The organism is Nostoc sp. 'Peltigera membranacea cyanobiont' 232, from assembly GCF_002245985.1.
Classification (GTDB): Bacteria; Cyanobacteriota; Cyanobacteriia; order Cyanobacteriales; family Nostocaceae; genus Nostoc.
The window spans coordinates 1-16584 of the sequence record NZ_NOLK01000103.1 but is presented as its reverse complement, the minus strand read 5'-3'; the positions used below and the strand labels follow the sequence as shown (position 1 = coordinate 16584).

General features: G+C 39.6%; 14 protein-coding genes. 7 read left to right on the top strand and 7 right to left on the bottom strand.

The genetic code is table 11. From position 1 onward, the window contains the following. The first annotated feature begins 888 nt into the window (after positions 1-888). The 4 genes from CDG79_RS27210 to CDG79_RS27195 all read left to right on the top strand — a co-directional run bounded on the left by CDG79_RS27210 (position 889) and on the right by CDG79_RS27195 (position 6065). Positions 889-1470 (top strand): KaiA family protein, encoded by a 582-nt coding sequence (locus CDG79_RS27210; RefSeq protein WP_094344891.1) that lies wholly within the window; start codon positions 889-891, stop codon positions 1468-1470. A gap of 104 nt (positions 1471-1574) precedes the next feature. After that, the gene (kaiB, locus tag CDG79_RS27205) at positions 1575-1889 is read left to right on the top strand and encodes a circadian clock protein KaiB (RefSeq protein ID WP_094328522.1); all 315 of its coding nucleotides are present in this window, start codon (positions 1575-1577) and stop codon (positions 1887-1889) included. 272 nt (positions 1890-2161) lie between these two features. Further along, a complete protein-coding gene (gene kaiC, locus CDG79_RS27200) occupies positions 2162-3724 on the top strand; it encodes a circadian clock protein KaiC (protein WP_094344890.1) in 1563 nt (520 codons plus the stop codon). A 103-nt stretch (positions 3725-3827) separates the two neighbouring features. Then, on the top strand, positions 3828-6065 hold the full coding sequence (locus CDG79_RS27195; protein ID WP_094344889.1) for a TolC family protein: 2238 nt from the start codon (positions 3828-3830) through the stop codon (positions 6063-6065). 446 nt (positions 6066-6511) lie between these two features. Here the strand turns inward: CDG79_RS27195 and CDG79_RS27190 are convergent, their stop codons facing one another. Beyond that, complete coding sequence (locus CDG79_RS27190; RefSeq protein ID WP_223278347.1) at positions 6512-7207, bottom strand: FkbM family methyltransferase; 696 nt, start codon at positions 7205-7207, stop codon at positions 6512-6514. Positions 7208-7629: 422 nt separating this feature from the next. On the opposite strand from CDG79_RS27190, the gene CDG79_RS27185 reads away from it, so the two are divergent. The 3 genes from CDG79_RS27185 to CDG79_RS27175 all read left to right on the top strand — a co-directional run bounded on the left by CDG79_RS27185 (position 7630) and on the right by CDG79_RS27175 (position 9643). Continuing rightward, positions 7630-8007, top strand: a complete 378-nt coding sequence (locus tag CDG79_RS27185; RefSeq protein WP_094328526.1) for a hypothetical protein — start codon at positions 7630-7632, stop codon at positions 8005-8007. Between the two features lie 217 nt (positions 8008-8224). After that, positions 8225-8734, top strand: coding sequence for a hypothetical protein (locus CDG79_RS27180; RefSeq protein WP_094328527.1), 510 nt, complete (start codon positions 8225-8227; stop codon positions 8732-8734). Between the two features lie 129 nt (positions 8735-8863). Further along, positions 8864-9643 carry a photosystem II S4 domain protein gene (locus tag CDG79_RS27175; protein ID WP_094344887.1) on the top strand — a complete coding sequence of 260 codons (780 nt, stop codon included), beginning with the start codon at positions 8864-8866 and terminating at the stop codon, positions 9641-9643. A 64-nt stretch (positions 9644-9707) separates the two neighbouring features. Here CDG79_RS27175 and CDG79_RS27170 read toward each other — a convergent pair whose 3' ends face one another. The 6 genes from CDG79_RS27170 to CDG79_RS27145 form a co-directional block, all read right to left on the bottom strand. Further along, positions 9708-10484, bottom strand: a complete 777-nt coding sequence (locus tag CDG79_RS27170) for an SDR family NAD(P)-dependent oxidoreductase (RefSeq protein WP_094344886.1) — start codon at positions 10482-10484, stop codon at positions 9708-9710. A gap of 391 nt (positions 10485-10875) precedes the next feature. Beyond that, positions 10876-11805 (bottom strand): class I SAM-dependent methyltransferase, encoded by a 930-nt coding sequence (locus tag CDG79_RS27165; protein ID WP_143855591.1) that lies wholly within the window; start codon positions 11803-11805, stop codon positions 10876-10878. Between the two features lie 272 nt (positions 11806-12077). Further along, entirely contained in the window at positions 12078-12635 is a 558-nt protein-coding gene (locus CDG79_RS27160; RefSeq protein WP_094344884.1) for a hypothetical protein, read from the bottom strand. 630 nt (positions 12636-13265) lie between these two features. After that, positions 13266-13871 (bottom strand): exopolysaccharide biosynthesis protein, encoded by a 606-nt coding sequence (locus CDG79_RS27155; RefSeq protein ID WP_189525151.1) that lies wholly within the window; start codon positions 13869-13871, stop codon positions 13266-13268. Between the two features lie 60 nt (positions 13872-13931). Next, positions 13932-14822, bottom strand: a complete 891-nt coding sequence (locus tag CDG79_RS27150; RefSeq protein ID WP_094344882.1) for a lipid kinase — start codon at positions 14820-14822, stop codon at positions 13932-13934. Positions 14823-15430: 608 nt separating this feature from the next. Beyond that, positions 15431-16584: ABC transporter substrate-binding protein/permease (locus tag CDG79_RS27145; protein ID WP_094344881.1), on the bottom strand; the 1154-nt coding region annotated here is incomplete at its 5' end.

Genomic DNA, 16584 nt, shown 5'->3' with positions numbered 1-16584 from the left:
CATATCCTCTAAGAAGACTCATATAAGCAACTCTGGTTATTTCAACGCCATTGAATAAAACAACGGGATTTCCCCTCACGGACACTTGCTTGCGGACGAATGCATTTCTCCAAGAGGCGACGTTTCTGATTTATCGCAACTAGCCTCCCAGTTTCTTACTGGTATTTAAACTCCTCATCAATAGCGACGGCTACAACAATTATGGCCCCAAAGATTCGCTTTAGAACCTTGAGGAATTATAATGATTTAGAATCCGACAATCCTTTAAGTTCGTTTAAGTATCTTATCAAGGAGCAAAATCAAAAAATCTATCTACTTGTATAGATAAATATGTAAATAATAAATTAGCTACTGTGTCTCGTTATGGCGACATATAGACTATTATTTGATTTTTGAAATCTTCCGTAGGGGAGGCAGTCGCGTGGGCGGGTTTACCGACTTGAGCGTTAGCGTAGCGGTAGCGACGCAGGAGGGTCACTGGCGTTGCGTTAGCAGGGAGAGTACAGCACCATCCCAAGCTGATGGTGCGTTACAACGTTCCGTCTAACACACCCTACAAATACTTGTATTTTTTCAAAAATCAAATATGATTCCTATAGTTAATTCATCATCAAAGACCTACTAAGTGCTACCACTCAGCTGCGGTACTAGGTTGTTGAGTAGCTAGCATAAGCAGGCATAAATAACTATCCAGTTGAAAAATTTTGTGCATAAGCAATATACCTCCTGCCTCCTGCCCTCTTGGACTATCTGCTAACACAGAGCTTTATTTGGGCGTAGAATCACCAGTTTACTGCACATGAAGTTATTCCCCTAGAAGCGTTAGCCAAACTTCTTAGCCCACGTTTCTTTGTCAGGGCATCGAGGAGATAGATTATTAAAGAGTAAATGTTATTACCGATATTGATTCTGCAACCTGATGTTAACAAATGTTTAGAAAATCTAGTTGGCTTGGCCAATCAAAGGATTTTTAGTGTGTGGGCATGGAAATTTATTGACGCAATTATTGCCCAATTTTGCTACTTACCTGTTGCTGCAACTACCACTGGGGAAATCAAATATTTACCAAATTGGCCGCAAAAAAATCTAAGTAGCGCCTACACTGGCCAATACGTCTATGTATTTGCCAGTCAGATGCAAAAAAGCCAACAGCATTTCCAGGAGATGACACCAGCAGAAAGGCAAGGATTATTAAGACAGCTTAAATCAGATTACACCCTAATCCTTATAAACTATTTTACTACAGATAAAACACTAAAAGAAAAAATTGATAAATTTATCAATACTATATTTTATGCTAATATTCCTGTGCCCCAAATCATCGAAATTCACATGGAAATAATTGAAGAATTTTCTATCCAGCTAAGAATAGAAGGAAGGAGCAATGAAACCTTACTTGATTATCGCCTGACGTTGATAGATATCTTGGCTCACCTGTGCGAAGTCTATAGAAGTTCGAGTCCTAGATAACTTAAAATTATCGATGTTAAATTGGGAATAAACTAACGTTGTTAGTTATTCTTAACCTGCGAACACATCCTGTATTTCTATCTGTATAACTAGCCTTTAAATATATGATTAAAGCCAAAAAAACCTACGTTCTCAAGCTTTACGTAGCAGGGAACACCCCTAATTCCGTTCGGGCATTAAAAACACTCAAAGATATTTTAGAACAGGAGTTTGAAGGTGTTTATGCTTTAAAAGTGATCGATGTACTAAAAAGCCCGCAACTGGCGGAAGAAGATAAAATATTGGCAACGCCAACATTATCTAAAATTTTACCTCCACCCGTTCGCAAAATTATCGGGGATCTTTCAGATCGAGAAAGAGTATTGATTGGATTAGATTTGCTCTATGAAGAACTGAGTGAAGGAGATTTTGAAGAGTAAAATAATTAATGAATGTGGCAAGAGAGCATTTCTAAAGGAAATTTTAACTGTGTAGGGAATCCAGTGTGTTGCTCTAATCAAGATAGTTTGAACGCTATTCATCTCGATAGGTTACGTTAAAAATATTTATTTTGGCGATCTTTTAGTTCAGATTGTTACCTAACACACCCTACTTGCTTAAGATTTGGTTTATAAATATCCTAAAAAAATTGAGTCCAAACTTACTTTAGTAATAAAACAAACAGTTTTTAATACCCTTTTATTATCAAGCAATGAGTCAAAACGAGCAAATAGAACCAAATAAAACACCTAAAAATGGAGGTGTAGAAAAAATTCGCACGATGATCGAAGGATTTGACGATATTAGTCATGGTGGTTTACCAATTGGTAGAACTACTTTGGTTAGTGGTACTTCTGGTACAGGTAAAACTTTATTATCTCTTCAGTTTCTCTATAACGGTATCACCTACTTTGATGAAGCCGGAGTATTTGTCACCTTTGAAGAATCACCCAGTGATATCATTAAAAATGCCCATGTTTTTGGTTGGAACTTGCCACGTCTAATTGAAGAAGGCAAGTTGTTTATTCTTGATGCATCTCCCGATCCAGAAGGTCAAGATATCGTTGGGAATTTTGACCTTTCAGCACTTATTGAACGCCTGCAATATGCCATTCGCAAATACAAAGCTAAACGAGTTTCAATCGACTCAATGACAGCCGTATTTCAGCAGTACGAAGCGATGGGAGTAGTGAGACGCGAGATTTTTCGCTTGGTAGCACGGCTCAAAATACTGAATGTCACCACTGTAATTACCACTGAACGGGGTGAAGAATATGGCCCCGTTGCTTCTTTCGGTGTGGAAGAATTTGTTTCTGATAATGTAGTAATTGTTCGCAACGTTTTAGAAGGAGAACGTCGCCGTCGCACAGTTGAAATTCTCAAGTTGCGCGGTACAACCCACATGAAAGGCGAATATCCCTTCACGATTACTAATGAAGGAGTTAACATCTTTCCACTAGGGGCAATGCGTTTAACTCAACGCTCTTCTAATACCAGGGTATCTTCTGGTGTCGAAACCTTAGATGAGATGTGCGGTGGTGGTTTCTTTAGAGATTCCATTATCTTAGCAACAGGAGCCACAGGTACTGGCAAAACCTTGTTAGTTAGTAAGTTTATTCAAAATGGTTGTCTCAATGGAGAGCAGGCCATATTATTTGCTTACGAAGAATCACGCGCCCAACTATCTCGGAATGCTTCCTCTTGGGGAATTGATTTTGAAGAATTAGAGGATCGGGGTTTACTCAAAATCATTTGTACCTATCCTGAATCAACTGGTTTAGAAGACCACTTACAAATTATTAAATCAGAAATTGCTGTCTTCAAACCAGCTCGCATCGCCATTGATTCCTTATCAGCATTAGCGAGAGGAGTAAGTAATAATGCATTTAGGCAGTTTGTAATTGGCGTGACGGGTTATGCTAAACAAGAAGAAATTACTGGTTTCTTTACTAACACAACTGACCAATTTCTGGGAGCGCATTCGATTACTGACTCTCATATCTCCACGATCACAGATACAATTTTGATGTTACAGTACGTAGAAATTCGTGGAGAAATGTCGCGGGCAATTAACGTATTTAAAATGCGTGGGTCTTGGCACGATAAGGGCATTCGTGAGTATAATATCACTGCTGACGGGCCCGATATTAAAGATTCTTTCCGAAACTACGAACGGATTATCAGCGGTGCTCCTACTCGCGTTAGTATCGATGAAAAGGCGGAACTTTCTCGCATTGTCAGACGTTTTGAAGACAAACAGAGTTCCGAACCCTAAATTTAGTATCGTAGTATATTCTTTCCTAAATTTAGTATCGTGCTATATTCTGTGGTGAAGAAAGGTTTTCTGCCGCTAGATTGATTTTCGTGTGAGGGATGCGGTGAAAGGACAGCAATTATTCTATAGCTTCTTGCCTGGTGTGACGGCAGCGGTCTTAACAACTCAGCCTGCTTGGGCTGGTACTGTAAAACTAACTGGGGTAAAGGTGGCTTCTTCTCCTATTGTTTTGACTTCTACTTATGGTCAAAACTCGGTTGTAGACATGATGAATACCCAACTGCCAAATAGTGCAAATGTTAGTGTTCCAACCCTAGTACCCAGTTTTGGTTTCACTAAACTTAGTATGAAGCCTTTAAGTAATAACAGTATTCCAGCATTTACGGCTGGAAATACTGTTGTGCCAATAAAACAAGTACTTAAGAAAGATCGAGGTAGATTTTTAAGTTTGACACCTACCTCTAATCCTTCCGAACAGCTAGATGTCAGCCGTTCTGCTCAAAATAACCAAAAACAGAGTAACTCAAGTGCTGATGGGCAGAAATCAGAGATTATAGTAGTTCCCAACTACACTTCAAAACTCTCTTCTGTCCAAAAAGAAATTTTGCCCCTGTCTTCTGCACAGCAGCCAGTGGTTCAAAAGATAAATACTGTTACTGAGTTGCAAGGATTTTTACAAACTTCAGCTACAGGTGGAGAATCAGCGAAACTGTTGTCAGGGCAAAGATGCCAACAGGAGTCAGGGAAAAGTAAGACTGATTTCTTAGCGGCTTTGCGACTGGCTTCAAGCACCTGTTTACAACAAAATGCTGTTGGCCGCATTGCTCAAAGTAGTACCCCGATTCCCACAGATTCTACCCCAACCACTGTACCAGGAACCGTAACTCCTGCACCAGGGAATTCAGTGCTACCTGCCACTGTACCAGGAACCGTAACTCCTGCGACTGGGAATTCAGTGCTACCTGCCACCGTGCCAGGAACCGTAACTCCTGCGCCTGGGGGTTCAGTACAAGTTCCCAATAACCTGATTCCTAACTCAAATCCCTTGCAATTTCCCACCAAAGCCGAGGAAGTGACATTTCAGGGAAATCAGCCGATTACTTTGGCACAGGCTCTAGAGCTAGCACGGCGTAACAATCACGATCTACAGGTGTCGATATTGCAGTTAGAACGCAGTCGTGCTGCTGTCCGCGAGGCACAAGCTGCTTTACTTCCCACTCTTGGTGTTAGTGCTGATATCACTCGCAGTCAATCTGCTTCGAGTCAACTTCAGGACGAATTATCCAGACAGCAAGGTTTCCCGTCTAACACAGGCTCACCTAGTACAGGTTTCAACGGTCAAGCACAACTGACATATAACCTTTATACTTCAGGGAATCGGGAAGCTACCATCAGACAAGCTGAGGAACAGGAGCGCTCTGATGAACTGGCTGTAGAAACTCAATACGAGACAATCCGCCTGAATGTTGCCACTGACTACTACAATCTGCAACAAGCAGATGAACAAGTGCGGATTAGCCAATCGGCTGTGCAGAACTCTGCGGCTAGTTTGCGCGATGCAGAATCTTTAGAGCGAGCTGGAGTTGGTACGCGGTTCGATGTGCTGCGATCGCAGGTGACTTTAGCAAATTCTCAACAAAACCTGACTAATGCTATCTCCCAGCAGCAAATTGCCCGTCGTCAATTGGCTACTCGGATCAGTTTGGCACAGTCAGTTAATATCAGCGCCGCCGACCCTGTACAATTAGCTGGTCTTTGGAACCAGACCCTAGAACAAACTATTGTGCTGGCTTTTCAAAACCGTTCGGAATTGCAACAGCAATTGGCACAACGTAACATTAGCGAACAACAGCGACGGCAAGCACTTTCAGCACTAGGGCCGCAAGTTAGTTTGGTAGCTAGCTACAGCCTACTAGATCAGTTCAATGATAGTGTCAGCGTGACTGATGGTTATTCAGTAGGAGTCAGGGCAAGCCTAAGTTTGTATGATGGGGGAGCAGCAAGAGCAAGGGCATCTCAGGCAAAAGCTAATATTGCGATCGCAGAAACTCAATTTGCCGAACAGCGCAACCAAATTCGCTTTCAGGTAGAACAAGCCTATTCTAATCAGCAATCTAGTTTGGAAAATGTTCAAACCTCTAATACTGCTTTAGAACAAGCTAGAGAAGCTCTACGTTTAGCCCGTCTGCGATTCCAAGCTGGTGTAGGCACTCAAACTGATGTGATTAACTCTGAAAACGACCTCACACAAGCTGAAGGTAATCGAGTCACAGCAATTTTGGGTTACAACCGCGCTTTAGCTCAATTACAACGGTCTGTTACCCTCAGAGGATTACGCTAATTAGCCGAAACTCAACCGCGTCAAGACTTTTGACTGCTGTTGTGTTTTATAATGCACCTTGCATCTGTCTCAATTCATCACAAGGGACTTCCAAATAAAAAAATAACCAATCGCTGCGTAAGCAGGGGGCAAAGGGAGTAAGAAAAATATAATCTGAATAAATTGGATAATTTATTTTCTGGAAGTCCCCAAAGTCAAGTAGCGTTTCCGATCAAAAGCTTCCATAAACCTCATATTTTTAGCCAATACACTGAAAATATGAGGCTTTTTAGTCAGAAAAGCAATTTAGAAGTCTTTTTGCAAATCGCTTGTGGATAATAACTCACCTTGACCTTGATGAGGAAAAACTAAGGTTTTCCTGAAGATGTGGTTTATCTAAAGTATTACCACTTTTGTACCTGAAAACGAAAAAAGCGGATGAGAGGATTACACCAACAAAATGTAGATTAGCAACTACGAACCCAAATCTCACCGTAGCCGTCTTTCGCAAGGTCTATCACATCTTCAGGAAAACGCTTTAGAAACTCATCTGGAGGCAACCATTCTTGAAATACAAATGAATGCATTTCAGCAGGTACAACATTAACCAGTATCTTTCCCAGATTGGATAGATAATCTATACAAGCACCAGTGGTATTAATTTCGCGTTCTGTTATGTGGTATTCAAATGACACTAAAGGAATCGGTTGTGTCAACCCTTTGAAAACTTCAAGCTCCCACCCTTCAACATCAATTTTGCAGTAATCTGGTGTTCCAAATTCATCAATTGCGCGATCGAGAGTTGTGATAGAAACTTGAATACTGTTTTGTACAGTACCTATCCAATCCTCATAAAAACTTGCGATTCCACTTCGTTCGCGAGTGTACAATCTTGATTCTCCAGGTTCTGCACCAACAGCCTTCTGAACGGCATGAAACTTACTGCCATAATAACTGCATCGAGCTTTCAGTTCTCTCATACATTCAGGCTGTGGTTCAAATGCCACAACTCTTGCACCTGCTATAAGAAAAGCCTCTGCTTTGTCACCGATGTTTGCACCAATATCGAAGCAGAGACTATCAGAATTTAATAGCTTCGAGTAGAAATAAATTTCTCGTTGAAAATAACTTGAGTAATCTTTTAATCGTTCTTGATTTAACAACCGATATAGACTCCTAATTGGTCTATATAGACCAGTTGATATAGAAAAATTCTTTCCAAGAGATTTCATTGCACTAAGTTGCATGTTGTATTTACCTCAACCAGCAGTTTTAGACTCAATAATTATAAAGTGGATGCCAGGAATTATGCAATAAATGTTACATCCAGTATTGCCAGTAGATCGAAACTGTTTGTAAATGGAAAAAAATAAGGGTTTTAGGCGATATTTTTAGCACAAACCTATCTAAATTACTGTCGATATTTAATTGCGATTCTCAACAGGCTGTCAAAAATGCCCCTATTCAAACAAGTCTCAAAGTAAGACTTTTCTCAACAGGTCTATTGTGTTAGTCAAAATTGGACTAACATAACTGAGTGTTCGTAGTTTACCGCCATAGGCATCGCTCGCCCCGTCAAAGACTCATGACTAAAGTAACATCTCAAGAAATTGCACAGTTTCGCTCTCAATTGGCAGACGATCCCAGCGATATGGAAGCGCTGGATTTGATTGAAGACTGTGATGGAGATTTAGAAGATGCGGCAATGACGCTAGCTATCCGAGCCGGACAACAACCAGAAAGAGCAAATTCTGAGTGGTTAGATGCCTTAGCGAGAAAATGGCGTGTGGTAATTTGCGAACAAGAATATCGAGAAGATTTGCTTAATAGTTCGCTTCAAAAGATGATGGAACATCTAAAAGCAATGCCGACGTTTCCTAAGATTTTGGCAGCGCCAGTTTTAATTTATGTCCTCAAGCAAGGGGCGAACAATTTTTGTGAACCACTAGATTCGCTCAAATGATCGGCCCATGTATATTTAACTTGTGCTTAACTTGTGCGATCGCCCATCGTGGTTTGTAGTTGAATTTAACACAGACCTAACCCCCAATCTTGCCAACAATGGGAGGGAAGCAAGAATTAAAGCCTTTCTCTACTCCTAGCCAATGCAAGATTGATTCGACCAAGACTGATACGCTGTTAATTAAGGCAAAACTTCTATTAAACAAATTGTAAAATCAATGAATTACCTTGTTGCCGTATTACCAGACCGCATTCAAGCCGAAGCTGCTTACTTAGCTTTAGAAGAAGAAGGCATAAACAGTACTATCCTGGGGAAGGGATATAAAACGGCTGACGAGTTTGGCTTAATTGACCCCAAAGACCAAGCTAAAAAGCAAGCACAACTGATGGCAACCTGGCTGATACCATTTGGCTTTTTTGCAGGTTTTACATTCAGCCTCATCACTGGTTTAAATACTTTTGCCTGGGCAGGTGAAGTTGGCAATCACATCGTTGGCGGACTGCTGGGTGCTGCTAGTGGTGCTATGGGTGGTGTCGTTGTGGGTGGTGGAGTTGGTTTACTCGTAGGTAGTGGTGATGCTTTACCCTATCGTAACCGCTTAGATGCGGGGAAATACTTAGTAACCGTTCAAGGCTCTGAAACTCTCACTCGGCAAGCAACCCGAATATTGCGTCAGTTCGATCCAGAAAATATCCAAGGTTATGCTGACCCCAATACTGTGTATTGAATGAACTGGTAAAATGGGAATTAAAGTTAAAATCAAGATAGTTTGAAAGAAGGAAATGAGGCATTGGTAAATGACAAATGACAAATAACAAATAACAAACGACAAATGACAAATTCATAATTTTTAAGAATGTTGCCACGAGAAGAACTTTTAAAAGGTGTTGAAAATCGAGATAGTGTAGCTCGTGTAATTGACCAAGCAGAACAAGCCATCAAAACTTGGGAAGTGATTTTGACAGATTTTCTATCTCCCCCAGAGTTGGCGGAAATTCAACGGGTATTTAACCGATTAACAGAAGTGCAATTGGCGGCGTGGGGCGGATATCCACAAGCTGAACGCCAAAGAATAGCGATTGCTCGTTCGGAACTTCCCCTAGATCGATCTCAAGTCAGCCTTGTTGCTGTGGAAATTGCTGGTAATTTCCTGTTTGATACCGCCTCTCACCGCGACTTTTTAGGCGCAATGTTGGGAACGGGAATTGTTCGTGAAAAGACGGGAGACATTATTGTTTTGGGAGAACGAGGGGCACAGGCGATTGTCGCCCCAGAGTTGGTGGAATTTTTAGAAATGAGTCTGAAACAGGTACGATCGGTTCCTGTGAAAACTCAACGGATTGAAGTAACTGAGTTAAAGGTTCGGGAACCCAAGAAAAAAGAACTAACTACTGTAGAGGCTTCTTTGCGATTAGATGCGATCGCATCTGCTGGTTTTGGTATGTCGCGCAGCAAAATGGTTGATTTCATTGATGCCGGTGATGTCCGCGTCAATTGGAAGGAAGTTACCCAAGCTAGTTCTCAAGTAAAATCAGGCGACTTAATCGCCATTCGCTCTAAAGGACGTTTAGAAGTTGGGGAAATCGCCGTCACTAAAAAAGACCGTTACCGAGTTCAATTAACAAGGTATATGTAATAAGTTAGGAGTTAAGAGTGAGGGTTTATTTAACCTCTTTAACCTCAAACTCCTAACTATATACTTAAGCTTTAAAATGTTTTGCTAACATATTCAAAAGAAGTTTGCGCGGTACAAGCCGAGATAATTTACTTCTCATTTGAGTCGTAGTATCAGAACTAATAACAGTTGGATAGCCTTTTTCCAAAGCTTCTAAAGATTCCCAAACCACTTTTTCGGAAGAATAAACTTTCTCTGTAGTACTTGCCAGCGCCGGAGGAAAATTAGCTTCTGCAAAAAAGTTTGTTTCTATTGGCCCTGGACAAGTTACTAGAATACGGACACCATATTGGCGATTTTCTGCCCATAGTGCCTCACTAAAGCTGAGAATAAAAGCTTTAGTGGCAGCATAAACAGAAAGGTATGGTATCGGTTGAAATGCGGTAATAGAGGATACGTTAATAATACTTCCAGACCGACGTTGCCGCATCAATGGGAGAAATTTATGCGTTAAATCTACTAATGCTAAAACATTTAATTGTACGATTTTAATTTGTCTTTCTCCATCACTTTCAGCAAAGTCGCCATAGTAACCCAAACCAGCATTGTTGATTAATAAGTCAATGGTTAATCCCTTTGCTTTTGTGGCCTCAAATACAGCACAAGCTGCATTAGGTTCTGTGAGGTCTTTGAGTATAACGTCTACTTGAATTTTGTGTTCTTCTTGTAGTTCTTTAGCTAATTGGCTTAGTTTCTCTTCTGAACGAGCAACAAGTACAAGATTGGTCTTGCGTGCAGCTAGTTCCTGGGCAAAAGCTTTACCAATACCACTAGAAGCACCAGTAATTAAAGCAGTTGGCATTCTACATATTCAGATAGTTTTTAAGCACCTTATAAATCTTAGCTATGCTGGCTATAAGTTTTAACTACCCAAAGTGGTATACCCAAAAGAGTAAAAACAGTATTTAGAGGACATTTTAAAAGTCTTCTTTTCGGAATCAAAAGTTTTATATCCCTCTAAACCCACACCATTTGCGTCTCCTGTTCGGAGACGCTACGCAAACACTTGGTGGATGCCAAAATAGCAGTTGCTTCCCTAAAAAAGGCGGACTTTGATTCCGGTTCCTCCTTTTTTAGGGGGGTTGAGGAGATATAAAACTACCTAAAGTCTCAGTGAAACACTTTTTAAACAACCTCGTAATACTGAAGTTTGAGCCGAGAAAGCCTGCACTCAAAACTTCTCCTTTCCTTCCCTAAGACTTGACTTTCGGAAGCGCTGTCAATTGTCCAACCACACCGATATGAGAAATTCTTAAATCTTCTTCATCTGTATATTCAATAGACGAATCAATTTTTTCTGGTAAGTCCCCGTCTTTGCGCGACCACTCAAATACAAATTTATAATTTAAGTGTTTGAGGTTAGAAAATATCTGCTTCCATTGGCTGCATCGAATTCGATTTCCCCACCTTGATTGTAATTCTCTTGAGTAGGCTTCCTGTTGATAAATAAAGAAATCAAATGGTCTTTCTTTTCTATTTCTGTGATCCACTAAATCAATGAGATGAAACATAAAGCCATCTTCAGAGAGGCTACTTGCAAGATTTTTTAAAAGTGGCACAACATCATCAACTGGCACATGCTCTAACACAGATTTAGAGAATATGAAATCTATTCTTTCTTGAGTAGGCATTTTTTGAGACAAATCAATTGGAGCAATGTATTCTATACCCAAGTCTTTTAAGACTTCTACAGATAAATTTTTTAATGATAGCAGTTTTTTTAAACGTAAGTCGATAATGTCACGATCTTCAAATGTAGATAGACTATCCAAGATACTCCAATCTACAGACTGAGACACAGCTTTGAAAATATTTTCGGGTTGCAATAACGGATAAACATCTGTTGCAAAAACCTGTTTTGCTCCAAGAAGATAAAATACTAATGAATGAGTCAGCAACCATCCACTTCCAATTTCAAGGCAAATTTTATCACGCAATACATATTTATCTTTACCAGACTGAAGCAGATAGATAGCAATTTCGTTGGCACAAATATCAAGCCTTTTACCTCTAACTGCTAGCTTGCTTGAATGCATTCTATTATAGAAAACTTGATATAGCTCGGACGATCTAATAATTGATTTGGTTCGTTCATCAAGGAGATTTTTTACTATATTTTTCATTTTGCACACCTCTCTTACTTAATTTCTCGTGAATTGAACACAACACTATTAACTGTAGCAGTAAGATGGGTTTGTGGATAACAAAAGCATCTAACCGTTGTTGCTTATTATACAGTTACGCACCTTTGCTGACAGGTGACAAAAACCTTTCATCTGATAACTGGGGATTGAGCGGAAACTCGAGCCAGTCGCTTGGTATTAGCATCAGATGTAGCAATGTATAAAAATAATAATTTTTATGATGACAATTTCAAATAAATTTGAATTGTTAATTACCATTTTTCAGACCAATAGATAATTTCTGAGGTTGAACTATTAATAGCAACACCATAACTATCTCCATGATTCCACTTGAAACCAGGTCTACCTTTGTCGTCTGCATTTAATACCAATATTTCATAACTGGCTGGAAAAGATTCTGTATGAGAGTCACTGGTGTAGAAGAAAGTTGTTGGTACACCGTTAGGCTGGTTTATGTGGTCGTTTGTATTACCACCCCTATATTTTTGCTTTGCACTACTTCTGTATTGTGATAGTAATTTTGCTATCTTGTTTGGTGATTCTTTCAGCCTAATTTGAAAAAAACTACTTCCTTGCAAAAATTCGGGAGAGTAAGCAATGCGAACACCTTTGGCATCAGTGGGAATCTCATTAGGAAAATGCTTTACTCGCTCGTTATCAGACCATAATTGATTACGAATTTCCTTGTAACGTGATGTATCAGTTATTATTTTAGGTTCGCTAGTACTGCTAAAAGTTGTTCTTAGAAAAAAGCTTCCCCCGACAATACAAAGACTAGCTAGGGCTAATAGAAATTGCGATCGCTTCATTAAGTTGGGTACGTTGAACTTTCATATTCATATACCCAACTAATAAACTAAATTAGTACTATTGCGGAGATGCCATCGCAGATATTAACAGAAACTTTGCGTATTCAGGGTAAATTTGGGGGTATTGTAAAATTACCGTGAAGCTGGTAAATGATTACCTAGTCAAAAACCGTGGGTTATCCTCATTGAGGCTAGTACTAGCAGTGTAGCTAAAGAAATGAATTCCATAGCCATCTATTTTTTTCAATTCTTCCTGATTAAGCAATAACTAAGGCGGATATATAAATAGTAGATGCACCTTAATTAAATCACAGCCCTCAGCTTTTAGTTGGGGGCTTTTTTTTATTATTGATATTTGTAATTGGGAAATAAAATAAAATTGTATACGAGTTGAATTTGCCCGGATATAGTAATCAATAAAGCGGATTAATAAATGGTAGATACACCTTAATTAAATCATAGCCCTCAACTTTTAGTTGAAGGCTTTTTTATTGCTGATACCCCTAATTTAGGAAAAAAATTCGGATAAAAGTTAAATTTGCCCGGATATGGCAATCAATAAAACGGATTAATAAATGGTAGATGCACCCTAATAAATTATAGCCCTCAGCTTTAAGCTAAGGGCTTTTATTATTTAAATATAGATGGCAGCAAACTGGGAGCTAACCATACTGCATAACCAAGAAATCCAAACAGCAGGGTAATCAGGACAGTGATGCCATAGCTGATGCAAATTAATAAACCGTCAGATTCGATGGTGGCAACAGTTAAAAGTAAAATACCGATAGTGGGGATGGGATTTGTAAACGGAATTGGTAATATTAACAATATTGTCAACAAGGAGATACAAAACCCATTAATTCGCCAAATCAAAGGATTATTAGCTATTTTTGGCAATCGAGGACGGGTAATTTTGTGTAAAACTTTGGTAAGGTGTCCCAAATTTTGCAAAAGTAACTGGGCGAAGGGACGAGGAAATTTGTAGTTAGCGATTCTTTTCGGTAGCCAAGGCGATCGCCTTCCTAAAACCATTTGTGCTGACAATAGTAAACAAGCACCACCAAAAGGGCCAGTTAATCCCGGTGGCATAGGAAATAAAAAGGGCAAAACTAATAATGTAATTACCAAGCTGAACCCTCGTTCTGAGGTTTCTGCCAGAACATCACCTAGAGTAAGCGGTTGTTCAGCTAGGCGTTGCAACAGGGACTTTATATCTTGAGAAAATCTCAGATGCATTTGGCGTGAGTTGATGCAAGTTCCCACATTTTTAGCAGAGGAAGATGGGGAGAATAACCCCTAACTCTTAACTCCTGATTTCTGGGGTACTAAAACAGCTATAGCTCTAGATATAACCCGAAAATGAGCCGGTGTGTAAGTAGTGATTTCACCATCTGTATTGATAGGACGCTGTTTGCGAGTATATACTTTTATTTCTTGACCTTGAAGAGAACGTACACTCTCCCAATGTATATGTCGCCCTTCTCGCATTGCCGGAATCAATAGTATAATCTGCCACCAGTGTTTAATCTCCAAGCTATAGAGGTCTAACCTTTGGTCATCTATTGTGGCATCGTCAGCCACAGCCATACCACCGCCATAATAACGGCCGTTACCCACAGCAATTTGTACTGTTTTCACGCTAACTGATTCACCATTGATTGCAATCTCCGCAGTAAAAGGTCTAGCTTCCCAAAGGACTTGCAATGCGGTGGCAGCATAAGCAAATACTCCCCAACGGCGTTTAACTTCTTTGGTAAGTCGCTGGGTAATTTTGACACTCAATCCCAGACTAGCAACGTTAAAAAAGTGCTTGTCGTTTACCCAACCCAAGTCGATGCGACGTAAATTTCCATCTGCAATAATTTTGCAAGCTTCACCGAGGGAATTCGGGATTTCCAAAGTCCTCGCTAGATCGTTAGCAGTTCCCAGAGGCAAGATTCCCAAAGGTAACTGAGTCTCAACTAAAGCATCTACTGCGGCATTGAGAGTACCATCTCCTCCACCAATGATTACTAGGTCAACTTGATGCTGATAGCGAAATATAACTTCACCAAGATGTTTTGGGTCTTCTGTAGACTCTTCAATTAAATCAAAGCCGAGTGTCTTCAGATATTCAATAGCTTCCGACAGACCCTTTTGCCCTTGCCGGGCATGACGATTTACTAACAACAGTGCGCGGGAACTCATAGATAGTACCTTTTATTGTTGATCTGTCCAATTATCTGCATCCATGTATTCTGCCTAAAGTTGACTAGAAAAACTTCTTTAAACTGTTTTGATAGTTATCAAAATTGATTTTTGCAAATGCTTATTATCTTGCATCTAATAATTTTTAGTTTCTATTTTATCTAGTTTATCTCTATTAGCCCTCAGTGTGTTGATACTCAGTAAATATGCTTTTTAGTCACTTAAGAAATGAATTTAGATATTTTTCTTTGTAATAGAAAAATTTTCGGAGTATCAGAATACTCCGAAAATCATACCAAAGAATGAGACGTTTTTTATTGCCACGGATACATATTTGGATATTTAATTTGTATTAATACTATTAATATAGGAATAATATTTGACTTTTGAAAAACTATATTAATCCGATTTTATTCCTGTTCGCGTAGCGTGGCGTAGCCATAATTATCTGCGTAAGCTAGGAAACAGGGAACAGAAAATAAGGGTATAGATGTGTACTGAATCTTGTTAAAAAATCAAATAAGAGTCCTATATAAAGACATGTGTACATGTAGGGTGTGTTATCGCGTATCTTGCCTTTGTCCATCGACAAAACCACTGAAACATTATTAGGTATCGTACTTCCTTCGCCGTTTAACTGGATTCATCCACACTTCCAAAATACTAAATGCCTGTGAAAAAAGTAACGTCAAGCATAAATAAACCACCGCTACACCTGCGTAAATCTCAAAGGCGCGATAGTTATCAGCAACAATTAACTGTCCTTTACGTAGTAATTCTTCCAACCCAATTACAGAAACTAAACTAGTATCTTTCAATAAACTGATAAAGTCATTACCCAAAGGTGGAATCATCCGCCGGAAAGCTTGGGGAAAAATGATATAAATCATTGTTTGTACAGAACTCAAACCTAATGATTGTGCTGCTTCTGCTTGTCCTGTTTCAATCGATTGAATACCTGCACGCACAACTTCGGCGGTGTAGGCGGCGTTATTCAAACTTAAGGCAATTACTCCAGCAGTGAGGCGATCGAAGGTAAATGTAAAACCAAGTTCTTGCGAAATTGCTGGAAAACCAAAGTAAATCATAAAAATTTGCACCAATAAAGGTGTTCCCCGAAAAAAATCTACATAGGCCCTCGCTATCCAACGCACAGGTGCGATTCGAGAAAGGCGGACAATACCAATTAGGGAACCTCCAATTAAACCAAACACTACAGAAAGTATCGTTAATTGTAACGTTACTAATGCTCCCTGTAATAAAGTCGGAAAAGCCTGCAAAATCACACTAATTGAGGTAAATATTTTAGGTGCGCCAGTACTACTCTGATTCTCAAATGGCGATTTTGCTGGTAGTGATGGCGGTTCAGCTTTAAACCATTTCTGGTAAATTTGGGAATAAGTGCCATTTTTCAACACTTTATCCAAACCATCATTTATTAATGCCAAGTTCGGCGAATTTTTAGCCGTAGCAATGCCGTAAAACTCCTCTGTCAGCAATTGCTGTACTATTTTTATTCCCTGAAGATTGCCCGTATTAATAGCATATAAAGTCACTGGTGCATCATTGATTACCGCATCCACATTACCATTGGTCAATTCTTGCAGGGCTAAAGGTGCTGAATCAAAACTGCGAATTTGCACTCCGGGAATACTCTTAGCCTTTGCAGCCCCTGTTGTACCAACTTGGACTGCAATTTTTTTATTTTTGAGACTGTCAAAGCCAGTAATATTTTGATTATCTGCACGGATTGCGATCGCTA